This is a genomic window from Bacillus sp. FJAT-18017, from assembly GCF_001278805.1.
Lineage (GTDB): Bacteria > Bacillota > Bacilli > Bacillales > Cytobacillaceae > Bacillus_D.
Window position 1 is genome coordinate 1598251 of record NZ_CP012602.1, and the last position, 21138, is coordinate 1619388.

The window sequence follows — 21138 nt, forward strand, 5'->3', positions numbered from 1 at the left end:
AAAAAGAATGAATGTTCATTCATTTTCTTAAAATTAATAAGGAGGTTGGTTATGGAACAATTCTCAACGTCTCTTTCAGTACTGAGAGAGAGAAAAGGTGCAGTCATTGCAATTATTGCAGTCATACTGGTACCACTTATTTATGCTGCGCTGATCCTTTCTGCTTCATGGGGCCCTTATGACAATCTGTCAAATCTGCCTGTTGCTGTAGTAAACAATGATTTAGGCGCTATGTCAGGTAATGAAGAAATTAATGCGGGCAATCAGCTTGTTGATTCACTTAAGGAAAGCATGACACTAGGTTTTAAGTTTGTCAGTTCTGAAGAGGCAAAAAAGGGGATGGATGATTTAACGTATTATATGACAATCGAAATACCAGAGGACTTTTCACATAGAATTACAACAGTTCTTGATGAGAATCCACAAATCCCGGAGCTGACCTATACACAAAATGAAGGCTTGCACTTCATGGCGGCACAGGTCACAAATAAAGCTGCAGAACAGATCAGGGAGCAGCTGGGGAACCAAATAACCGAAACTTATGTCCGGAATGTCTTTACTCAGCTTGAACAGGTGGCTGCGGGCTTCAAGGATGGGGCAGAGGGTTCCACAAAAATTAACGAGGGCTCTGCTAAGCTGAAGGATGGGACTGGACAGATTCTTAGTTCTCTTGAAACAAAAGCTCCAGATATTAGCAGGCTGGCAAATGGTGCTAAAGAATTGAAGGCCGGTACCGGGGAACTAGCTTCGAAAATTCAGAGCGGAACATCTGGGGTTACTCAGCTTGCAGACGGTTCAAAGACATTGTCGGCTGGATTAGGAGAATTAAATGGCGGCGCCAGAGAATTGGACAAAGGAGCAAAAGATCTTAATGCCGGTGCTGAGGAACTGGACGCTGGTGCCAAAGACCTTAATGCCGGTGCCAAAGAACTGAAGGCAGGTACAGAAAAGGTTCTAACGGGATTGGAAGGGGTACAAGCTGCAATTAATGACAGGCTTGCACCGAAAAGTAAGGAATTTGCTGCCGGAATGACAAAGTACAAGAACGATACTGCTCCCCTTGTACCAGGTGCGCAGGCTATAGCTGATGGTATTGAGGAAATGGCTACGAATCCTTTATTTGCGGCTTATTTCGCAGTAAACCCAGACTTAAAAAGGCTAAGGGAAGGCAGTAAGGAGCTGGCGGCAGGCGTAAATAAAGCAAATCAGGCTTTTAAGGAAAAATTAGAGCCAGGCGCACACCAAATCGCCAATGGGATTGATAGTACCGATGAAAAGGTAGATGATGTTAAGGCTGGCGTAGATAAGCTTGTTGCTGGCCAAAAGACATTGGATAAAGGAATGGGTGATTTGTTGGCAGGTACGGGTAAGTTGGCTGCAGGTACTTCGAGGTTATCTGCTGGATCTTCTCAGCTTGCCGGTGGTACAACGAAGCTTGCGGCAGGTTCTACTCAACTCTCAGATGGAGCTAAGAGGCTGGCTGATGGAAACTCAACATTACAAAATTCCTGGGCTGCACTTTCCGATGGTGCAAACAAAATTAATAATGGGATGGCGCAAGTAAGTGACGGTAACCAAACTGTGAATACAGGCTGGGGAACTCTGACTGAAGGAGTTAAACAAGTTGATAATGGCATCGGTCAAGTTGAAAGCGGTTCCAAGGAGCTAGCGGACGGCTTGAAAGGCGGTGCTGATAAAGTGGGGGCTATTAAGGCGGAAGACTCCAATATTGCGCAGTTTGCTTCTCCTGTCGCCCTTAAGAAAAATGTTTTAAATAGTTTCCCAATGTATCGTTACGCGAATGCCCCTTATGTTCTCGCACTAGCACTGTTTGTTGGTGTTTTGGTGATGACAGTTGTATTTAATATGAGAAAGCCTGATACACAAGAAGTATCCAGCTTCACTTGGTACAGTTCGTTATTTAGTAAAATGGCTGGTGTCGCTGTACTGCAAGCTTTGATTGCAGGGATATGTACGCTGTTTTTCTTGAAGCTTTCCGTTTATCACAGTATTCTTCTGATTATTTTTGCTATAATAGCAAGTCTTGCCTTCCTGTCTATTGTATTTTTCCTTGTGGCTGCGGCAGGAAACATTGGAAGATTTATTGCATTTGTCTTTCTGGTTCTTCAGCTTTCAACAACAGGCTCGAGCTTGCCAATCGCTATGCTTCCGGAAGGATTGCGTACACTCAGTACGTTCCTGCCAATGCGCTATGCAATCGACAGTTTCAGGTCGATTATTTCACTCGATAATGCAGGTGCGGGATGGGCCAATATATTTGTGCTATTATTCTTCCTGATTGCCGGGCTTGCGCTGACAGCCATTGTGGCATTTGTCCAAAATAGGCGAACAAATACAGCTACTCCAGCAAGAGTCGCATAGAATTCATGCCTCTGAAGCATTGCTTCAGGGGCTTTTCACTCTTTTAGAGTTAGTTGCATAAATTATCTGAACACAATATAATTAAAAGAGAACAAATTTGGACTTTTAAGGAGGTGGAAATGAGATGGACCGTTCTGTTGGATTGCATGGGCAATTTTTGGAATTTATCTATATTTGCCGTGCAATTTTTCATGAAATTGCTTTTAACGGGATACGTATGCCCAAATTTAGCAATTGAATTGAAAACAGACCGGTAAGAGATCTCTATTTCCTCCTCGATAATATAAAACTGTGGCTTACATGGGTACACCCTATGGAGTGTACCCTAGATACTCCTGGACATCAGGGGCCAAGCCATTAGTTAACTGTCGATAGGCCATGGAAGTTAACTCTTCCATGGCTTTTTTGTGTAAAAGAAGCCTCTTACCATAAGATTTTAATGACGAAAGGAAGAGGAACATGACCCTTTGCAGCATACAGCAAATTTCAAAAATGTTTGGTGGAAATAAAATCTTTGAAAATTTGTCTTTTGAAATACAGGAGAAAGACAGGATAGGTTTAGTTGGCCGAAATGGAACCGGAAAGACAACTATCTTTAAGTTGATGGCAGATATTGAAACTCCAGATGAAGGCGGGATTCATATTAAAAGAGGGGCGAAGATAGGGTACTTGGCCCAAATCCCGCAATACCCTCAAGGAACAAAGGGCTTGCAAGTCCTGAAAACTGCTTTTACTGAAGTTTTGAAAACAGCATACCGCCTAAGGGAGCTAGAAGTAAGGATGGCAAGCGAAACAGACGATGTAAAACTATCTAAAGACATAGAAGATTATGGCCGATTGCAGGATGAATTCATGCTTTCTGGTGGATACGAGATGGAAGCGGATATAGGAAAAGTTGCAAATGGGTTAGGAATAAGCGATTTGCTTCATACAGAATTCCGGAAATTAAGCGGGGGTGAGCAGACAAAGATTTGTCTGGGGTTAGTACTCCTACAGAAACCGGATTTACTCCTGCTGGATGAGCCGACGAACCACCTCGATATTGCCGCTGTCGAATGGCTGGAGGAATACCTGAAGGAGTATGATGGAACAATCATCTGCGTTTCGCATGACCGTTATTTTCTTGATAATGTAATAACAAAGGTTTTTGACCTTGAAGACGGCGAACTTACGATTTACCATTCAAATTATTCAGGTTTTGTAAAAGAGAAAGAAGAGCGGCTCTTGCAAGAGTTCCAGGCATACCAGGAGCAGCAGAAGAAGATAAAGAAAATGAAGGAGGCAATTAAGCGCCTCAGGGAATGGGCAAACCAGGCTAATCCGCCAAATGAAGGGCTTCATAAACGGGCCAGGAACATGGAACGGGCACTCGAACGGATGGAAAAATTGAAACGTCCAGTTCTGGACCGAAAGCAAATGGGCCTGGAATTTGAGAAAACCGACCGGAGCGGAAAAGAAGTTTTTATCATGAAAAATGTTTCGAAAACATTTGGAGGCAAGCAACTATTTGATGAAGCAAACTTCTTTGTCCAATACTTGGACCGAACCGCAATTGTTGGGCCAAACGGAACAGGTAAATCGACTATCATTAAAATGCTTCTTGATGAGGTGAAGCCGGATAACGGTGAAGTTAAGCTGGGAAGCAATGTGAAGATAGGCTATCTCTCTCAGCATTTTACAATAGGCAATCCCAATTTGAAGCTGATTGATGTATTCCGTGACGAGGTGCATGTAAGCGAAGGAGAGGCACGCCATATTCTGGCAAAGTTCCTGTTTTACGGCCCGAATGTATTTCGAAAGGCAGGCCAATTAAGCGGGGGAGAGAAAATGAGGCTTCGGCTTGCCCAGTTAATGCACCAGGATATTAACTTCCTAGTCCTGGACGAGCCGACCAATCACCTTGATATTGATTCGCGAGAAGTACTGGAGGATGCATTGGAAGAGTTCAAAGGGACGATCCTCGCTGTATCCCATGATAGATATTTTTTAAATAAACTTTTTACAAAGACCTACTGGCTTCATAACCGAAAGCTTCATTATTTCGAGGGGGGCTATTCCTGGGCAAAAGAAAAACTTAATGAGCTCCATTCAAAAGAAGCCGTATTTGAGCCTGAACACCCACAGCAAAAAGCTGTTAAACAACGAGCTCCGAGGCTGGAAGGAAAGCAGCAGATAATGAGTCTGGATGAGGTAGAATCTATTCTTATCAAGTTAGAAGAGAAATTAGCTTCTCTGGAGACACAATTGCTATTGGAAACTGACCTTGACGAGCTGCAAACGTTATTCCATGAAAAAGAAAAACTCGAAGCAGAACGTGAAACCCTCTATGAGCAACTCGAAGGATTACTATAGGCATAGCTGCCAAAATTAGATAGGACAAAATGAACAAAGAGGCTATCCATAGGGCAGCCTCTTTGTTATGGTCTAGGATTTACTTGGGTCTTCGCGTTTTTGACGTAAATACTTTTTATCATGCATGAAAAGACTCCAAAAATATATAAAGCCAGGGAAGAGAATGGCGAACCCGACTATATATGTAGCAAAAACCGCCCTAAATGAGTTTGGATCAGTGAAGGCAGAATGAATCGTCACGTCAGGATAGACGAGATATGGCAAATGCGCTTTACCATACACATAGCTTGCCACGAGGTACTGGCCAGTTATCGCGATAACGGCAAGCCTGGGCATTCCAATCACTTTTTTCCCATCCTTTAAAGAGGGAAGGAAAAGAGCAAGCCCGCCTAGCAGGAAAAATCCGAAAGAAAGAAATAGCAAAGGAATGTATTCGAGCATTCTTTCGTAAAGCCAGCTTACCTCTCTTTCAAGTGTAATCATGATGGCAAGAGTCATAACTATGGAAACGGGCCCCATGATAAGAGCATCACGCCGATATACTTTGTAGGCATCCATTTCATCCGATACTTTTGAATAGTCCGCCAAGAGGAGCGAAGATAAAAAGAGAGTGGAGCTGATTGCAAAAGCAAAAAAAGCATACTCGTTCGGGCTTGTAAAGAGACGACCAAGATTAAGTGTCTGACGGCCTCCTTCGAGTGTATCGATGTATTGGCCGTGGGTAATCGGCAAAACACTTATCAGAAGTCCAGGTATCAAGAAACCGCATATACCAGAAACATATGTCAAAGGCTTCCTGTACTCTTCAGCAATATTTGAGAATACAAGAAACGCGCTCCTTAAAGCAAGCAACGCAAGTATGATGCTCCCTGGAATAAGCAATACAGTTCCGAGAGTATAGGCTCCCCTTGGAAACAGGCTGTATACTGCGATAACCAGAGCAACAATAAAGGTATTCGTTACTTCCCATGTCGGGGACAAATATCGGTTGGCAATATTCGTTGCCTTTGATTTTGGTTTATTGATGTAAATCATTGACCAGAAGCCTGCCCCAAAGTCCATCGTCGCCATGACGGCATATATAAAGACAAAACCCCAGAGGATGGTAATTGCTATATAGGCATCAACCATCAGTCAACCTCCTATGTGTTTGAACTGAACAGCTGTTCATCCGGATTTTCAGCACGGTCGAGATCCCGCTGAACGGGATTTTTTTTGAAAAAATAGAGCAAAACAAAAATTGCTGCTGCTCCCAAGATGACATATACACTTGAAAACAGTATATATAGCGGCCCAAGATTTGTCTGAGTTGTCACTGATTCGGCGGTAGTAAGCATCCTGTAAATGTTCCATGGCTGACGGCCTGTGCAGGCGAAAATCCAGCCTAATTCAATTGCGAGAATGGCAAGAGGTCCAGAAGCCACATATGACCAGAGCAGCCATTTCGGATATTTCGGCTTTTTTAATATTTTTTTCCAGAAGAGGCCGAATAATGATATTGCGATTAAAAATGTACCTATGAAAACCATTCCATTGAACAGTGTGTGGATAAACAGAGGCGGCCATTCCTCCTCAGGCCATTCATTCAGCCCTTTTACAACAGTGCCGAAATTATTACCTGCAAGGAAGCTTAGCGCCCACGGGATTTCAACGCCGTATTTAACCTCTTTGGTTTCAGGGTCTAGAACACCGCCAATTGCAAGTGGAGCATGGGACTGGGTCTCAAATAATCCTTCAGCTGCCGCAAGCTTCTCTGGCTGGTATTCATGGAGCATTTGGGCAGATTCATGCCCGTTAACTGCAGTAAGGAGTGAAAACACTGCACCTACTACAAGTGACAGGAAAAGGGCTTTTTGATGGAACTTATAAATTCTTGAGCCGTATTCCACTCGCATCATTTTAAAGCCAGCGACCATTGCTACCACAAATGCCCCAACAACATAAGCTGAAAGGGCGACATGCCCTGCAGTTACGAAAAAGCTTGGGTTGAAAAAAGCAGCCCATGGGTCAACATTTACAATCTCACCGTTCACAATGTCAAAGCCTGCAGGTGTTCCCTGGAAGGCGTGGACATTGGTTATTAAGACAGCAGAGGCAAGCGCACCGAGGGCTACTAAAGTGAGGCTTGCAATCCGCATCCACGGTTTGATTCGTTCAGCTGCATACACATAGATCGACATAAACAAGGCTTCAACAAAGAAAGCGTAAATTTCGATTTGAAATGGCAATGCCATCACCCTGCCGATCACTTCCATAAATCCAGGCCATAGCAAAGAAAGCTGCACACCGGCAATCGTGCCAGTCGGGATGCCGACTCCGAGCAGGACTGCAAATGCTTTAGTCCAGCGTTTGGCCATGACAACATATTCAAGGTCCTTTGTCCGTTGATATTGAAGTTCGGCCAACAGAATCATAAGTGGCAGACCAACCCCAATTGTGGCATGGATTATATGGAACCCCATAGTAGTGCCAAATAGGGACCTCGCAATCGTTAAGTCACTCATTGTATTCTCCCTTTCAAAAATTACATAGCTTCAGTGTTCACCAAAGTGGGAGATTTTACACAATTTTTCAGGATATGAAAAATCACCCTATCCATTGGGACAGGGTGATTTTGATGTTTAATTCATTGCTTTCTCAAGGGTTTTTAGATTTTGTTCCATGAGGGTAAAATAGGTTTCCTTGTTTTTAATATTCTTATCAGTCAATGTTGAGAGGTTATGGACCTTGAGAAGCTCAGCATCTGTTTCTGCCGCAATGGTTTCAGCAAGCTTTGAGGTCACATTCTGTTCTACTAGAATGTATTGAATTCCATACTTATTAATAGTCCCAATAATTTTTTCCATATCTTTTTGGGTAGGTTCGCTTGAGGTTGACATCCCGGCAATTGAAATTTGTTCAATTCCATATCTAGACTCCCAATAACCGAACGCTGCATGAGAAACAATAATTTTATTCAATTTTGCATTGGATGCAGTTTCCTTAAAGCTTTGATCAAGTTTGTCGAGTTCCCCAATTAGTTCATTATAATTTTGCTCAAACTCAGTTCTCAATTCTGGTTTCTGTTCAGAAAGAGCGTCCTTAATTGATTCCGCAAGCTCTTTGGCATATATCGGATCTAGCCAAACATGGGGATCAATATCTCCATGTTCATGACCTTCTTCATTTTCTTCGTGTTCTTCATGTCCGGATTTCTCGTCGTTTTCTGGATGGATATCCTGTGCTGCAGCAACCATTTGGACATCTTCATCTTTGAGGGTTGATTTTGCTTTGTCAACGAACCCTTCCAAACCTAACCCGATATAGAAGAACAAATCTGATTCAGCCAAGGCAATCATATCCTTTTGGGAGGGCTCAAACGAGTGTTCATCCGCCCCGGAAGGATAAATTGTATGGACTTCTGCATGGTCACCAGCAATTCTGGCTGCGAAGTACTGCAAAGGAAAAACAGTTGTGTAAATGGTTAGTGTATCTTTTTTATTCTTTTGTCCCGCGTCACTGCCATTGCCACAGCCGGCTAGCAGTATAATTGTAATTAAAGCAGTAAGAAGTTTTTTCATGGTAAGCCTCCTGTAAATCGTAGCAATTCCGATTTAAAAAATAAAAAAATATAAGTAATGCGTAATGATTCCGATTTAGTGACTTGATAATAATACATAAAATATAAGACGAAAGCAAGTGAAAATTGGTCATCAATAAAAAAATCATGTATTCTTATAAAGGTGCTAAATAATTGCACGCTTATTTTATGTTTAGGAAAGGTGAAAAAGACATGGAAAAACTGAATGAAATTCTTGAATACAATAAGCACTTTGTCGAAAACAAAGAATATGAAAAATTCCAAACGACGAAATTCCCAAATAAGAAGGCAGTCATTCTAACATGTATGGATACCCGCCTGCTTGAACTATTACCGAAAGCAATGAATTTATCGAATGGTGATGTAAAATTAATTAAAAACGCTGGTGCATTGATTGCCCATCCATTTGGAAGTATTATGCGAAGCATTTTGGTGGCAGTTTATGAGCTGCAAGCTGACGAGGTATTCGTCATCGGCCATTATGACTGCGGCATGAGCTCCTTGAAGGCGGAAACGATGATGGAGAAAATGAAGGCAAGGGGAGTCAGACAGGAAACCCTCGACACTCTCGATTATTCAGGGATTGAAATTAATAGTTGGCTTCATGGTTTTGATAATGTGACTGAAAGTGTGAAACATAGTGTCGAGACAATAAAAAAACATCCGCTTATGCCAGCAGATGTTAATGTACACGGTCTCGTCATCGATCCGGAGACAGGCAGACTTGATTTGGTTGTAGAGGGCTATTAAATTATTGCTGGTGCTTATGATCGGAATGCTTGCGGAAACCAGGCCATTGCTCAGGGACTGGGTCAACACCCCCGGGATGGAGCGGATGGCACCTAAGGATTCTTTTTATGGTCAGATATCCGCCCTTAAAAGCGCCGTATTGCCTGATTGCCTCCAGACCGTAGCTTGAGCAGGTAGGATAGAATCGGCAGCTCGGCGGTTTTAGGGGAGAGATGGCTTTCTGATAAAACCGGATAAGCCCGATCAATAATTTTTTAAACATATAAATAATCTCCTTGGCTCTTAGTAACAATGGTTTACTAGAGAATGAGCAATTATATTTTTCTTTTCCTACTTTACCACAACAGGGAAAGAATCGTCTAAAAGGTGAATTTCCTTAAAAGTAGATGAAAATAGTCGGATTTTATGATATGATACTAGGAAAAGGAAAAAAGGAGTGACATTTATGCCTTCAGTTGAAAGTTTTGAACTTGATCACGATGCAGTTAAAGCCCCTTATGTCCGCCACTGTGGTGTTCACAAGGTAGGCAGCGACGGCGTTGTTAATAAATTTGATATTCGTTTTTGCCAGCCAAACAAACAAGCAATGAAGCCAGATTCAATTCATACACTTGAGCACTTGCTTGCTTTTAATATCCGTAAGCATTCCGAGAAATATGACCATTTTGACATTATTGATATTTCCCCGATGGGATGCCAAACTGGTTACTATCTTGTTGTCAGCGGTGAACCGACAGTCGGAGAAATCATTGACTTGCTTGATGCTACAATGAAGGAAGCTGTGGAAATTACCGATATTCCAGCCGCGAATGAAAAACAATGCGGACAGGCAAAGCTGCATGACCTTGAAGGTGCGAAGAAGTTAATGCGCTTCTGGCTGACACAAAGCAAGGAAGATCTTAAACAAGTATTTGCTTAATCTAAATCTTAATTAATACGAAAAGAGGCTTTCCACGATGGAAAAGCCTCTTTTTTTGTCGTTAACAAATTTTAAATTTCGCAACTGGATAACTTTTAGATAGAGTTTGTCAACGTCTAGCTCCACAAGGAAGGCTTCCCCGAAATTACATCGCACGAAATTACGCGATAGTGTAATGAGGAGCGCCTATCGCCTAGCAAACTTCAGGCCTTTTCCCTACGATAAGTCATCATCGAATCGCTTTCGCTCTTCGTGATTCCTTTACCCCACCTTAAAGGACAGTAGGCCTCCTTCGTCGGCAACTGTCCCTAAAGGTCCGATTCATTCACCTAACCATCAGCAAAAAGCGCTGATGGAAGGTTCATTTTATCTCAGTCGAAGTCCCTCCATTTTGTACGGCGATAACCAAGGCGCTTGCGCTTTTGTTCCTTTGAAACCCATTAATGCCGTGGTTCCCTCTCCTGATGGGCTTCAACAGTGGATGCTTGGTCGACAGGGTCGACCGTGTGCTTAAAGCCATAAGCCTTAGATGTTGTAATGACTGCCAAAGCGATGACTGCGAAAATAATAATAAAAGAAATTACCATAATTATGACCATACCCATCCCCCTTACCGCTACTCTTACTTCCATTTTACCATAAGGCATTCGGACATTGGGAGTAGCCATAAAATCAGTATTTTTGTTCAGTCAAAAGCAATGAACGAAAAAAAGAGCCTCTCTCAAGGCCCTTCTTAACCCAACCCCTATGTAATGATCTAATGTATATTCCTAGGATGAAAGCCTGTCGGCCGTTGTCCATATTCATCCTTGGCGAACTTAACCTTAAGGCTCTCAATTAAGTAGATGCCCATTAAATTATACAATTCTTGTTTATCCATTTCCTGAATCAGCGCCAACAAATCTTCGTGGCTCATTTCCTCAAGAAAAGCGAAGGCAAGCATATCGATATCCTCTTCGTCTCCGGTAAGCTTGTTGCGGTATAATTCGTAAAGCTCATCAACCAATTTCACAACATTCACCTCCAGACAAGAGAAATTTTTTTATAAAGTGAAATAGGCTTCTTCTGCCGTTATCTCTATACTAATTAAATACCCTTTGCATCGAAAAGTATTCCTTTAGTTTGAAGCATCATTTCTTATTTTAAACAATCTATGGCTTTAGTGGTAAAAAAATGATTAAAAGTATAAAAAAATATTGTTGAGGGATACAAAGATAAACGGGTTTGCAATTCCGCTGCATACATTCAGGCAGGGAGGGTTTGACAATCATGGATGGTCAAAAGAAAACGTATTATGTTTCAATAGCAAATGGCGAGATTTCTCAAAGTGCGACCAGTTCACCCTGGAATTTTAAGATTGAAGCAACCGATGAAGAAATTACAACATTACGGGAATATTTTGATGAAAATTATACCCATGAGTTAGGGAATTTTGTCAGAGCGCATATCCCATATGTGGAATACCACCATGATAAGGATAATGACGCTTATGATATCGGTATGCAAAAGATATACAGTATGATTTATGATCTTGGGGACAAGCAGGCAAGGAATCATATTGAATCAATGGGTATTCTAAACCAGCCGCCTAACCCCTAAGTTTCTAGCATTTAAAGAAACTTTAGCTTTCGCGACTGTGGAAGACTTTTTATTGAGCGTGTCTACGTCTAGCTCCAGCGCCTATCGCCTAGCAAACTTCAGGTCTTCTCCCTACGATAAGTCATCATCGAATCGCTGCAGCTCTTCGTGATTCCTATATCTCAGTCGAAGCCCCTCCTTTTTGTACGGCGATGAGCAAGGCGCTTGCGCTTTTTTACTTGGTTTCTTCAACTACAGCATCCGGAACGGAAATCTCAGTAAGTGAATTAAAGTTTGTATAAACTCCATCAAGTTCCTGGATTAGTTTTACAGGCTTTGAATTTGAGAACCATTCCATTTCTATCTTTACATTTAACCGCGAAGGATAGAAGGTTTTTTTATTAAGAGCGATTTCATAATCTAAATCTTTAATCGAGAGATTGGCGAGAAGCTCTTTATTTTCCTGCAAATCAGAAGGCAACGTGCTTTTTGCAAATTCCTGCATACCTTGGTCGCTGTCAGTTGCTTTAAGCATGACAACATATTCTTCTTCGCCTTCCTTTAACTCAAGATTGCCTTCATAATGAGAAGCCTTGTTGAGTTCGGCTGCCGGATTAAGCTTGCCGGCAGCGGCAGATAGGGCTTTTTCCGCTGAAGAGGCCGGATGCTTTGTCCACAACCTATTTCTGCTGTCATATACAAACATTCCTTGTTCGGTATAGTAGGCTTCTGTAAGATAGGGAATTTCTCCTCCTACCATCCTCATTTCCGACTTTTGGTGAAAGGATAAAGGATTCGTCATTACATCAGTATTTAGGACTGAAGACAGTTTTATGTCTTTTTGTTCATTCTGTTCTGAAATTAGTTGTTCAATTGTCAAATTGACTGACAGACTATCTAGGAATTCAAAGGCTTTCTCAGCTTCATGGAGGACCTGAGTGGCTGTTAATTCGGTATCCATAGCATCTGCCGGCTTTTTCTCTGAGACACTTTCATCTTTGGTGGAGCATGCGGATAGTACAAATAGAAGGAAAATTCCTGTGATAATGTTTGCTGTTTTCCCCAAATATGTCCTCCTCCCCGGTAGTTTCGAACGTTACTCTCTTTTTAGCCTATCCTAAAAATGTAAAACATGATTTTACAAAAATAATTGATGCCAATTCTTTTTAAAGCTACCATTAAAGTAGTGATACAGCTACCATTTCTATTTTGCGAGGGTAAATATATGGTCGAGTTTAAAGACATTAATGGGAACAGAATTGAGCTTTCTTTTTCAAAAATCACCTTTTCCGGGCTGGCAGGCCATGTATTAATCATGTGCGAGTTTAATGGCAGCTGGCTGTTGACAAAGCACAGCGTAAGGGGATTGGAATTCCCTGGAGGAAAAGTAGAACAGGAAGAAACCCTAGAAGAAGCTGCACGAAGGGAAGTAAATGAAGAAACAGGCGCAGTCCTCAAAGAGCTCTTATGGATTGCCGATTATCGCGTAACGGACAAGGACACAGGTGAGTCTTTCGTAAAGGCGGTTTTCTGGGGAATTGCCGACAGGATTGAACAAAAGGAGACATATTACGAAACAGAAGGGCCAACTTTGCTAAAAGGAAATCTCGATCTGGAACGGCATGGCCAAAAGTTCAGTTTTATTATGAAGGATGAAGTCATAGGGGAGTGCCTCAAACAATTGGAAAAGGTCAGGGGAGAACAATAATGGACGGCCGGCATAAAAGTGCTCGGCCGTATTTTTCTACCAGTCTATTCTTTTACAAGCTTTCTTTCAACCAGGGCTACAAGCTGATACATAAGGGTTGCGAATACGGCTATAACAAGGAGTGAGAGCAGGACCAGGGTGAAATTGAACACCTGGAATCCATAAATAATCATATAGCCCAGGCCTTTCGAGGAAGCCAGGAATTCCCCAACAATGACACCGACCCATGAAAGGCCGACATTTACCTTCAAGGTCGAGATGATAGTCGGAAATGAAGCAGGGAGAATTGCTTCCTTAAAGCACTGAAACCTCGTTGCCCCGAAGGTCTGTAAGACTTTTAGGTAATTGGGATCGACTTCCCTAAAAGAGGTGTAAACGACGATGGTAGTGATTATGATTGATATAATCGCTCCCATTGAGATAATTGAAGCAAAACCAGGACCCATTGCAACTATTAAAATTGGCCCTAGCGCGACTTTAGGCATGGCATTCAGGACAACAAGATAAGGGTCTAAAATTCTTGATAAAAGCGGTGACCACCAAAGGATGGCCGCAATCAATGTTCCCAGGAACGTTCCCAACAGAAAACCGGCGACCGTTTCGGTCAGGGTTATGCCGAGGTCAGCAAGAAGTGTCCCGTCCTGCAGTTTTGTAAAAAGCAATTGCCATATTTTTGTTGGTGAGCTGAAAATGAGAGGATCAACCCATTCCTTCCGGCTGCTGATTTCCCAAACAGAGAAAAACGCAGCAAATATTAGAAGCTGATAAAATCGGACTAAAAGCTGTTCTTTTTTTAGACTCTTTAAATATTGAGCATGCTGGGAGCTGATGAGGGTCTGATGGTTATTCAAGTGACTCCAGCTCCTTCCATATTTCTTTAAACAATTTTCCATAGCTTTCGTGGTTTCTAGTATCAAATGGCTGGAGTTTTCTTAATTCCTCAGGAATATCAAAAACTTTATGGATGCGGCCCGGGCTTGCCGAAAATAAGTAAACACGATCGCTCATGGCAATGGCTTCTCCAATATCGTGTGTCACCAGGATAGCTGTCTTTCCCAGACTTTTTAATGTTGTTAATACAAGGTCCTCAAGCTTTAATTTCGATTGGTAGTCCAGCGCGGAGAATGGCTCGTCAAGCATGAGCACCTTTGGTTCGGCTGTAAGTGTCCGGGCAAGGGCAGCCCGTTGCCTCATTCCTCCAGATAGCTGCTTAGGCAACTTTTTTTCAACTCCTGGCAACCCAATATCCTCCAGAAGCTTTATTGCCTGAGCCTTCCTTTTCGATGTTAAGTTTTTCGAAAGTTTAAGGCCAATCAGAACATTTTCCTCAATTGTTTTCCAGGGGAAAAGGTAATCCTGCTGGAGCATATATCCGATATCGCTCCTTGCCTGTTCGATTTCTTTGCCGCCAAGCTGAACATAACCCTCAGTTGGCTTAATCAGGCCGGCAATGATCGAAAGCAAGGTCGTCTTTCCACAGCCGCTCGGGCCCAGGAAGGAAATGAACTCTCCCTCCTCAAGAGAGAGAGTTATATTGGAGAGGGCCGTAACAGCCATATCTTTAGTAAAATAAGTGTGGCTAATTCCTTCAATGGATAGGAAACTCATGCAGCGGCCTCCTTTGTTTTATCTCAATTGGTTATCCATAATGGAGGGCCTAATATCTGCCCTCCATTAAAGGAAATATTATTTTACTTTTTCAGCTATCTCTGTGTTTACGAGTGTTTCATGCTCAATCCGCTTAGGGAGCTCTCCTGCTTCATCCATGATATTCTGGAGGTTATCCCATTCTTCTTGATCAAGGATGGGGTCCGTTGCGAATGAACCCTGGCTCTTGTATCGTTCAATTACCGTTGCCATTATGTCGAGGTCTGTGTCTTCAAAGTAAGGCTGAATCGCTTTTGCAATTTCTTTTGAATCAGTATCCTGAACCCATTGCTGTGCTTTGTAGATTGCTTTAGTGAAGCTTTCAATGGTTTTAGCGTTTTCTTTCATATAGCTTTCTTTTGCCATAAAAGTGGTATAAGGAATATGTCCGGACTCGGTTCCAAATGAAGCAATAACATGGCCTTTTCCTTCTTTTTCAAATATGCTGGCAGTTGGTTCAAAGAGCTGAACAAAGTCGCCTGTCCCGGATGCAAAGGCTGTCGCGATGTTCGCGAAGTCGATATTCTGGATTAGAGTTAAATCTTTGTGCGGGTCAATTCCGTGTTTTTTTAAAACAAACTCGCCAGCCATCTGAGGCATGCCGCCTTTGCGTTGGCCAAGGAAGGTAGTGCCTTTCAGCATATCCCAGGAAAAGTTATCGATTTTTTCGCGGGCTACGAGAAAAGTCCCGTCCGTTTGTGTTAGCTGGGCAAAGTTGATGACTGGGTCACTTGAGCCCTGTGCCTGCACATAAATGGATGTTTCTGATCCGACAAGGGCGATATCAGCACCATTGGAGAGAAGGGCAGTCATAGTTTTGTCGCCTCCAGGTGTTGTCGTTACCTGCACATCCAGCCCCTCGTCTTTAAAAAAGCCTTTTGCAAGGGCAACATATTGAGGAGTGTAGAATAGTGAATGGGTTACTTCTGCGACACGCACCTTTTCAAGCTTTTTCTCTGCGGGTTTAATCTGGCAAGCTGCAAGGGGCAATGCAAGAAGCAAAGCAATCAAGAGCAGGCAACTTCTCTTGAACCGTTTGAACATAGTGGTTTACCTCCCGAATTAAATGAATTGGGCTAAGGGCCTGTGATATCGTATGAAACAGAAATGATTGTGTGAATGCCCATAAGGGGAAAATAAGGAGGAAATTGAATGGAAAAAGCAGTCGATGGAAAAATCATCACAATGGAAACATTCCCGTCTCCAAATCCTGATATTGGTTTATGGCTTATTACATATATGTCAGGCGGTTTAAAGGTAAAAGGCCTCCTCGCAAAGCCCCTTGAAGGAGAAACATTTGATGCATTTTTGTATTTGAGGGGGGGAATAAAAAATGTAGGAAAAGTACGGCCCGCAAGAATTGCTCAGTTTGCTTCTGAAGGCTTTGTAGTTTTTGCGCCTTTTTATAGGGGCAACCAGGGAGGAGAAGGCGATGAAGACTTCGCAGGTGAAGACCGGCTTGACGCTTTCTCCGCTTTCCAATTACTAAAAGGAATACCGGGAGTCTCTCATGTCCATATTTTTGGTTTCTCAAGAGGGGGAGTTATGGCATTATTAACAGCCCTCGAGTTTCCTGAGTCTGCATCTGTCGTTACATGGGGCGGTGTAAGCGATATGAGCCTCACGTATGTGGAGCGTGAAGATTTAAGAAGGATGATGAAGAGGGTCATCGGAGGAACCCCGGTGAAATATCCAGAACGGTATGAAAGCAGGACACCGTTATACGAGCTGGAACGGCTTGTCCCACAGGTATTGATTATTCATGGTGTTCATGATGATAATGTATCAATCGACCATGCCTACAGGTTGGAAAAACGGCTCAAAGAACTTGGAAAGGACCCGGAAACGTGGTACTTCGATGACTTTACTCACTACTTTCCCCCGGCCGTAAATAGAAAAGTCGTCAAAGACCTCTGTGCGTGGATGAAAAGGCAGGCAAAGTAGTGGTACTATAGAATCAAAGGATTAAGTGTAAAGGAGGAACAGTTATGGGGATGCCTCTTGAACTCAACACCATGATTGTGACAAAAGGCAAGGAACAAAGAATTGAGGAAAACTTGTTTATCCTAGAGAAGGCAGGATACCGTCTTTATCCTATTGATATCCCAATCGACATCAGAAGGACAATTGATGCCGATTCAAGTGGGACAGCGAAAATTATGAAGGTTGAATGGGAAGGCGCGTTAACGCGGATTACCTATGAACTCACCTCTCTTTACTCACCGAATTAACAGACATGCGGAAGTGCCAAAAAAAGAGGCTTCTCACAGGGAAGCCTCTTTTTTGTCCAGAAATTATTGTAGTGGACCGCCAAATTGTTCAATTGCAGGGTCAACGCCTTGGAACTTTTTAAAGTTTTCACGGAACTGGCCTGCCAATTCTGTAGCTTTGCGCTTATAGTCTGCAGCATCCTGCCATGTTTTTTCCGGCTGGAGGACCGCATCGGGAACTCCCGGTACATGAAGCGGTACATAAAGGCCGAAAATCTCATCCCGGACAGTATCAATATTGTTAAGTTCGCCTCCGAGTGCAGCCTGAATCATGGCACGAGTATAGCTTAGCTTCATCCTGCTGCCAACTCCGTACTCTCCGCCGGTCCATCCAGTATTAACGAGAAAGACCTTTGAGTTATGCTCAAGGATTTTTTCTCCAAGCATTTCTGCGTAGCGGTTTGCTGGAAGCGGAAGGAAAGGAGCGCCAAAGCATGTTGAGAAGGTGGCTTGGGGCGATGAAATGCCCCGTTCTGTTCCGGCCAGCTTAGACGTATATCCGCTTAGAAAATGGTACATGGCCTGTTCCTTTGTTAGTTTTGAAATTGGAGGGAGTACCCCAAATGCATCCGCTGTAAGGAATACAATTGTATTTGGATGGCCAGCAACGCTTGGTGTAACGATATTACGAATTGCTTCTAGCGGATAGGCTGCTCTCGTGTTTTCTGTTAACGTGCCATCATCATAATTAGTTTCACGGGTGTACAGGTCGACCGCAACATTTTCAAGTACTGCCCCAAAACAGATGGCCTCAAAAATTTGAGGTTCTTTTTCTCTTGAAAGGTTGATGGTCTTGGCATAGCAGCCGCCTTCAATATTAAATACCCCATTGGATGACCAGCCATGCTCATCATCTCCAATCAGCCGGCGGTTAGCATCGGCTGAAAGCGTTGTCTTTCCAGTTCCCGATAATCCGAAAAATAAGGCGACATCTCCTTCCCTGCCGACGTTCGCGGAGCAATGCATCGGCATGATTCCGGATTCAGGGAGGAGGTAATTCATAACTGAGAAAATAGATTTTTTCATTTCTCCTGCATATTCAGTTCCACCAATAAGGACGGTTCTTTTTTCAAAAGAAATAATGATGAATGTTTCCGAGTTTGTTCCATCAAGAACAGGGTCCGCCTTAAAGCCCGGAGCTGAAATGACTGTGAATTCCGGTTTATATGAAGAAAAATCGGAATGGCCCGGACGGATGAACAATTGGCGGGCGAATAAATTATGCCAGGCAAATTCATTGATAACTTGTATAGGCAGCTGGTATTTTTTATCGGCACCGGCATAACCGTTAAAAACAAAAAGTTCATTTTTTTGTTTTAAATACTCAATTACTTTATTATATAAGGTAGTAAAGTTTTTTTCGGAAATAGGGCGGTTAATCTTGCCCCAGTCAATCTTGCCTCTGACGGAAGGCTCGTCGACTATAAATTTATCTTCTGGAGAGCGTCCAGTGTATTTACCGGTCGAAACGGATACGGCACCTGTTGAAGTAAGGATGCCTTCCCCGCGGCTTAGAACTTTTTCGACGAGTTGGGGTACAGAAAGTTGGGTAAGTATGTTTTCCCCGTTTAAGAGATTGCACAGGTTCTCAGGAATTTGTACTCCGTTCATGTTAATTTAATTTCCCCTTTTTGATATTTTAGTGAATCCTCATCCCGAAAACAGTATAACACATTAGCATAAATGGGGTATATTATTAAACGTTTGATTAATTTAAAAAAATGGAGGCGGTTACGGCTTGCTTGCGCTCTATGATGGAAACTGTGCTTTATGCAAAGCTTCGAAGGAAAAGTCAAATAAACTTGACTGGTTAGGGCGGATTCAGTGGATTTCGTTGCAGGAGTATGAAAAAAAAGGCCTGCAGCCTTCTTTTCGCGCGATAGACTTGAGGCGGGAGCTCCATCTTATAGAAGGTGTGAAGGTTTATAAAGGCTTTTTTGCCGCCAGAAAAATGCTCCTCCAATTTCCGTTAACCATATTGCCAGCCCTCCTGCTCTATATTCCCTTCGCATCACTCATTGGTATTCCAATCTATAACTGGATTGCAAGGAACCGCTACAAATGGATGGGAACAACCTGTGAGGATGGAAGTTGCTCACTTTAATCAAGTTTTATTCACCATGTTTGCCATTTTGCCAAAAACTAATTAAAAATTTGGTTAAATCCATTGACATGCCTTTTGAGTATGATAATATTTACCCTTGAACGGATACTCTCTTATCCTGAGCCGGTGGAGGGACAGGCCCTACGAAGCCCGGCAACCTGCTGAATAGCGACAATTTTCAGAAAAGGTGCCAACCTGACGCAAGGCGATTGCCTTGAACGATAAGAGTGAAAGGCGCTAATCATTCAATTGAACCTTTCCTCTAACCAGGGAAGGTTTTTTATTTTGCTCCACCTCAATTTAGGCAGTGGTATACATATTTAGACATAAAAACCCTATGTTTACTTCATACTACTTAGGGAAATGAGTACCGTGACCGAGGTTTTTGGCTGGCCGGATCGTGACCTAAGCTGACCTCATTAAATTAATAAACTAGCCGCTAAATCTGGAGGCTTAGTTGCTCCAATAGGAGAGTGAAATTTGTTTTAATTTTTACTGTCCTATCAGTTAAAAAATATAGGAGGAATCCAGATGCCATCAAAACGTCGTTTATTTACTTCTGAATCAGTCACAGAAGGTCATCCAGATAAAATCTGCGACCAAATTTCTGATTCGATTTTAGACGCAATCCTGGAAAAGGACGCAAATGCCCGTGTTGCAGCTGAAACGTCTGTTACAACCGGTCTAGTCCTCGTAGCAGGGGAAATTACTACTTCAACGTATGTTGATATTCCAAAAATTGTACGCGAAACAATTAGGGAAATTGGTTATACACGCGCCAAATATGGCTTTGACGCTGATACCTGTGCAGTATTAACTGCAATTGACGAGCAATCTGCCGATATCGCACAAGGTGTTGACCAAGCATTAGAAGCCCGTGAAGGACAAATGAGTGATGAGGAAATTGAAGCGATTGGTGCGGGTGACCAAGGCCTTATGTTCGGCTTTGCCTGCAACGAGACCGAAGAGCTAATGCCGCTTCCTATTTCACTTGCACATAAACTGTCACGCAGGCTGGCTGAAGTCCGTAAAAACGAAACACTTGCATACTTGCGCCCCGATGGGAAAACTCAGGTAACGGTTGAATACGATGAAAAAGATAAGCCAGTTCGTATTGATACCATTGTTATCTCCACCCAGCACAGCCAAAAGGCAACATTAGAGCAAATCCAAAAAGATTTAAAAGAACATGTCATTAACCCTGTTGTTCCTTCTGATTTAATTGATGAAAACACTAAGTATTTCATCAATCCAACTGGCCGTTTTGTTATCGGTGGACCTCAAGGGGATGCCGGTCTCACAGGCCGTAAAATCATTGTTGATACGTACGGCGGTTATGCCCGCCACGGCGGGGGAGCATTCTCCGGTAAAGATCCAACAAAAGTTGACCGTTCCGCTGCCTATGCTGCCCGGTATGTTGCTAAAAATATTGTAGCGGCAGGCCTTGCAGAAAAAGTTGAAGTCCAGCTTGCCTATGCTATCGGTGTAGCGCGCCCAGTATCAATTTCTATTGATACTTTCGGAACTGGTACAGTAAATGAAGACATCCTGATTGAACTAGTTGAATCAAACTTCGACCTGCGTCCTGCTGGTATTATCAATATGCTTGATTTGCGCAAGCCAATTTACAGGCAGACAGCTGCCTACGGGCACTTTGGCCGCAATGATGTTGACCTCCCTTGGGAGCGTACCGATAAGGCAGCGATTTTAAAGGAACAAGCATCTAAATAGGTTTAAATATCGGGGGTTACATGATGATGATGTAACTCCCGTTTTTCTTTTTCGTCAAATTGTCTGATGGTGTTTAAAGCAATTTTTCTGGGTAGTAGTATCCTAGCAGCGAGTAGC

General features: G+C 42.8%; 22 protein-coding genes and 1 riboswitch. Of the genes, 11 read left to right on the plus strand and 11 right to left on the minus strand.

All coding sequences use genetic code 11. The features are described 5' to 3' along the window. Nucleotides 1–51 precede the first annotated feature (51 nt). The 3 genes from AM500_RS07290 (at nt 52) to abc-f (ending at nt 4734) form a co-directional block, all read left to right on the plus strand. Complete coding sequence (locus tag AM500_RS07290; protein ID WP_053598624.1) at nt 52–2382, plus strand: YhgE/Pip domain-containing protein; 2331 nt, start codon at nt 52–54, stop codon at nt 2380–2382. Nucleotides 2383–2506: 124 nt separating this feature from the next. Further along, on the plus strand, nt 2507–2620 hold the full coding sequence (locus AM500_RS26315) for an RAxF-45 family protein (RefSeq protein WP_331457434.1): 114 nt from the start codon (nt 2507–2509) through the stop codon (nt 2618–2620). A gap of 221 nt (nt 2621–2841) precedes the next feature. Continuing rightward, nucleotides 2842–4734: a ribosomal protection-like ABC-F family protein gene (abc-f, locus tag AM500_RS07295; RefSeq protein WP_053598625.1), complete on the plus strand. Its 1893-nt coding sequence runs from the start codon at nt 2842–2844 to the stop codon at nt 4732–4734. A 72-nt stretch (nt 4735–4806) separates the two neighbouring features. Here the strand turns inward: abc-f and AM500_RS07300 are convergent, their stop codons facing one another. The 3 genes from AM500_RS07300 to AM500_RS07310 all read right to left on the minus strand — a co-directional run bounded on the left by AM500_RS07300 (nt 4807) and on the right by AM500_RS07310 (nt 8294). Then, nucleotides 4807–5865, minus strand: coding sequence for a cytochrome d ubiquinol oxidase subunit II (locus AM500_RS07300; RefSeq protein ID WP_053598626.1), 1059 nt, complete (start codon nt 5863–5865; stop codon nt 4807–4809). Between the two features lie 11 nt (nt 5866–5876). After that, nucleotides 5877–7238, minus strand: coding sequence for a cytochrome ubiquinol oxidase subunit I (locus AM500_RS07305; protein ID WP_053598627.1), 1362 nt, complete (start codon nt 7236–7238; stop codon nt 5877–5879). A 117-nt stretch (nt 7239–7355) separates the two neighbouring features. After that, complete coding sequence (locus AM500_RS07310) at nt 7356–8294, minus strand: metal ABC transporter solute-binding protein, Zn/Mn family (RefSeq protein ID WP_053598628.1); 939 nt, start codon at nt 8292–8294, stop codon at nt 7356–7358. Nucleotides 8295–8506: 212 nt separating this feature from the next. Here AM500_RS07310 and AM500_RS07315 point away from each other — a divergent pair, with 212 nt between their 5' ends. After that, a complete protein-coding gene (locus AM500_RS07315; RefSeq protein ID WP_053598629.1) occupies nt 8507–9064 on the plus strand; it encodes a beta-class carbonic anhydrase in 558 nt (185 codons plus the stop codon). Between the two features lies 1 nt (nt 9065). Here AM500_RS07315 and yidD read toward each other — a convergent pair whose 3' ends face one another. Further along, nucleotides 9066–9326 (minus strand): membrane protein insertion efficiency factor YidD, encoded by a 261-nt coding sequence (gene yidD / locus AM500_RS07320; protein WP_053598630.1) that lies wholly within the window; start codon nt 9324–9326, stop codon nt 9066–9068. 183 nt (nt 9327–9509) lie between these two features. Here yidD and AM500_RS07325 point away from each other — a divergent pair, with 183 nt between their 5' ends. Continuing rightward, complete coding sequence (locus tag AM500_RS07325) at nt 9510–9983, plus strand: S-ribosylhomocysteine lyase (RefSeq protein WP_053598631.1); 474 nt, start codon at nt 9510–9512, stop codon at nt 9981–9983. 440 nt (nt 9984–10423) lie between these two features. On the opposite strand, the gene ytzI is transcribed toward AM500_RS07325, so the two are convergent. Further along, complete coding sequence (gene ytzI / locus AM500_RS24890; RefSeq protein WP_082347167.1) at nt 10424–10582, minus strand: YtzI protein; 159 nt, start codon at nt 10580–10582, stop codon at nt 10424–10426. A 158-nt stretch (nt 10583–10740) separates the two neighbouring features. After that, nucleotides 10741–10995, minus strand: a complete 255-nt coding sequence (locus tag AM500_RS07330) for a DUF6154 family protein (protein WP_053598632.1) — start codon at nt 10993–10995, stop codon at nt 10741–10743. Between the two features lie 257 nt (nt 10996–11252). Between AM500_RS07330 and AM500_RS07335 the strand changes: the two genes are divergently transcribed. Then, nucleotides 11253–11582, plus strand: a complete 330-nt coding sequence (locus AM500_RS07335; protein WP_082347168.1) for a hydrolase — start codon at nt 11253–11255, stop codon at nt 11580–11582. 214 nt (nt 11583–11796) lie between these two features. On the opposite strand, the gene AM500_RS07340 is transcribed toward AM500_RS07335, so the two are convergent. Further along, nucleotides 11797–12627, minus strand: coding sequence for a DUF6612 family protein (locus AM500_RS07340; protein WP_053598633.1), 831 nt, complete (start codon nt 12625–12627; stop codon nt 11797–11799). 159 nt (nt 12628–12786) lie between these two features. Between AM500_RS07340 and ytkD the strand changes: the two genes are divergently transcribed. Continuing rightward, a complete protein-coding gene (ytkD, locus tag AM500_RS07345) occupies nt 12787–13269 on the plus strand; it encodes an RNA deprotection pyrophosphohydrolase (protein ID WP_053598634.1) in 483 nt (160 codons plus the stop codon). 44 nt (nt 13270–13313) lie between these two features. On the opposite strand, the gene AM500_RS07350 is transcribed toward ytkD, so the two are convergent. The 3 genes from AM500_RS07350 to AM500_RS07360 form a co-directional block, all read right to left on the minus strand. After that, a complete protein-coding gene (locus AM500_RS07350; RefSeq protein WP_231688124.1) occupies nt 13314–14120 on the minus strand; it encodes an ABC transporter permease in 807 nt (268 codons plus the stop codon). Continuing rightward, nucleotides 14113–14877: an ABC transporter ATP-binding protein gene (locus tag AM500_RS07355; RefSeq protein ID WP_053598635.1), complete on the minus strand. Its 765-nt coding sequence runs from the start codon at nt 14875–14877 to the stop codon at nt 14113–14115. Before AM500_RS07355 ends, AM500_RS07350 begins: the two co-directional genes overlap by 8 nt. 78 nt (nt 14878–14955) lie before the next feature. Further along, on the minus strand, nt 14956–15960 hold the full coding sequence (locus AM500_RS07360) for an ABC transporter substrate-binding protein (protein ID WP_053598636.1): 1005 nt from the start codon (nt 15958–15960) through the stop codon (nt 14956–14958). Nucleotides 15961–16068: 108 nt separating this feature from the next. Here AM500_RS07360 and AM500_RS07365 point away from each other — a divergent pair, with 108 nt between their 5' ends. Both AM500_RS07365 and AM500_RS07370 read left to right on the plus strand, forming a co-directional pair. Beyond that, nucleotides 16069–16860: an alpha/beta hydrolase family protein gene (locus AM500_RS07365; RefSeq protein WP_053598637.1), complete on the plus strand. Its 792-nt coding sequence runs from the start codon at nt 16069–16071 to the stop codon at nt 16858–16860. 44 nt (nt 16861–16904) lie between these two features. Next, nucleotides 16905–17147 carry a DUF2584 domain-containing protein gene (locus AM500_RS07370; RefSeq protein WP_053598638.1) on the plus strand — a complete coding sequence of 81 codons (243 nt, stop codon included), beginning with the start codon at nt 16905–16907 and terminating at the stop codon, nt 17145–17147. Nucleotides 17148–17210: 63 nt separating this feature from the next. Here the strand turns inward: AM500_RS07370 and pckA are convergent, their stop codons facing one another. Next, a complete protein-coding gene (pckA, locus tag AM500_RS07375) occupies nt 17211–18797 on the minus strand; it encodes a phosphoenolpyruvate carboxykinase (ATP) (RefSeq protein WP_053598639.1) in 1587 nt (528 codons plus the stop codon). 127 nt (nt 18798–18924) lie between these two features. On the opposite strand from pckA, the gene AM500_RS07380 reads away from it, so the two are divergent. Together AM500_RS07380 and metK are read left to right on the plus strand one after the other, a co-directional pair. Next, on the plus strand, nt 18925–19290 hold the full coding sequence (locus AM500_RS07380; RefSeq protein ID WP_053598640.1) for a thiol-disulfide oxidoreductase DCC family protein: 366 nt from the start codon (nt 18925–18927) through the stop codon (nt 19288–19290). Between the two features lie 110 nt (nt 19291–19400). Then, nucleotides 19401–19518, plus strand: a riboswitch (SAM riboswitch). Between the two features lie 303 nt (nt 19519–19821). After that, nucleotides 19822–21021, plus strand: coding sequence for a methionine adenosyltransferase (gene metK, locus AM500_RS07385; RefSeq protein WP_053598641.1), 1200 nt, complete (start codon nt 19822–19824; stop codon nt 21019–21021). The last annotated feature ends 117 nt before the right edge of the window (nt 21022–21138 follow it).

Excerpts from the sequence above, each read along its gene's own strand:
- AM500_RS07300 (WP_053598626.1), bottom strand. The coding sequence starts at position 5,865 with ATGGTTGATGCCTATATAGCAATTACCATCCTCTGGGGTTTTGTCTTT.
- ytkD (WP_053598634.1), top strand. The coding sequence starts at position 12,787 with ATGGTCGAGTTTAAAGACATTAATGGGAACAGAATTGAGCTTTCTTTT.
- metK (WP_053598641.1), top strand. The coding sequence starts at position 19,822 with ATGCCATCAAAACGTCGTTTATTTACTTCTGAATCAGTCACAGAAGGT.
- AM500_RS07325 (WP_053598631.1), top strand. The coding sequence starts at position 9,510 with ATGCCTTCAGTTGAAAGTTTTGAACTTGATCACGATGCAGTTAAAGCC.
- AM500_RS07315 (WP_053598629.1), top strand. The coding sequence starts at position 8,507 with ATGGAAAAACTGAATGAAATTCTTGAATACAATAAGCACTTTGTCGAA.
- AM500_RS07335 (WP_082347168.1), top strand. The coding sequence starts at position 11,253 with ATGGATGGTCAAAAGAAAACGTATTATGTTTCAATAGCAAATGGCGAG.
- ytzI (WP_082347167.1), bottom strand. The coding sequence starts at position 10,582 with ATGGTCATAATTATGGTAATTTCTTTTATTATTATTTTCGCAGTCATC.
- AM500_RS07355 (WP_053598635.1), bottom strand. The coding sequence starts at position 14,877 with ATGAGTTTCCTATCCATTGAAGGAATTAGCCACACTTATTTTACTAAA.
- yidD (WP_053598630.1), bottom strand. The coding sequence starts at position 9,326 with ATGTTTAAAAAATTATTGATCGGGCTTATCCGGTTTTATCAGAAAGCC.
- AM500_RS07310 (WP_053598628.1), bottom strand. The coding sequence starts at position 8,294 with ATGAAAAAACTTCTTACTGCTTTAATTACAATTATACTGCTAGCCGGC.
- AM500_RS07370 (WP_053598638.1), top strand. The coding sequence starts at position 16,905 with ATGGGGATGCCTCTTGAACTCAACACCATGATTGTGACAAAAGGCAAG.
- AM500_RS26315 (WP_331457434.1), top strand. The coding sequence starts at position 2,507 with ATGGACCGTTCTGTTGGATTGCATGGGCAATTTTTGGAATTTATCTAT.
- AM500_RS07365 (WP_053598637.1), top strand. The coding sequence starts at position 16,069 with ATGGAAAAAGCAGTCGATGGAAAAATCATCACAATGGAAACATTCCCG.
- AM500_RS07360 (WP_053598636.1), bottom strand. The coding sequence starts at position 15,960 with ATGTTCAAACGGTTCAAGAGAAGTTGCCTGCTCTTGATTGCTTTGCTT.
- AM500_RS07305 (WP_053598627.1), bottom strand. The coding sequence starts at position 7,238 with ATGAGTGACTTAACGATTGCGAGGTCCCTATTTGGCACTACTATGGGG.
- abc-f (WP_053598625.1), top strand. The coding sequence starts at position 2,842 with ATGACCCTTTGCAGCATACAGCAAATTTCAAAAATGTTTGGTGGAAAT.
- AM500_RS07290 (WP_053598624.1), top strand. The coding sequence starts at position 52 with ATGGAACAATTCTCAACGTCTCTTTCAGTACTGAGAGAGAGAAAAGGT.
- pckA (WP_053598639.1), bottom strand. The coding sequence starts at position 18,797 with ATGAACGGAGTACAAATTCCTGAGAACCTGTGCAATCTCTTAAACGGG.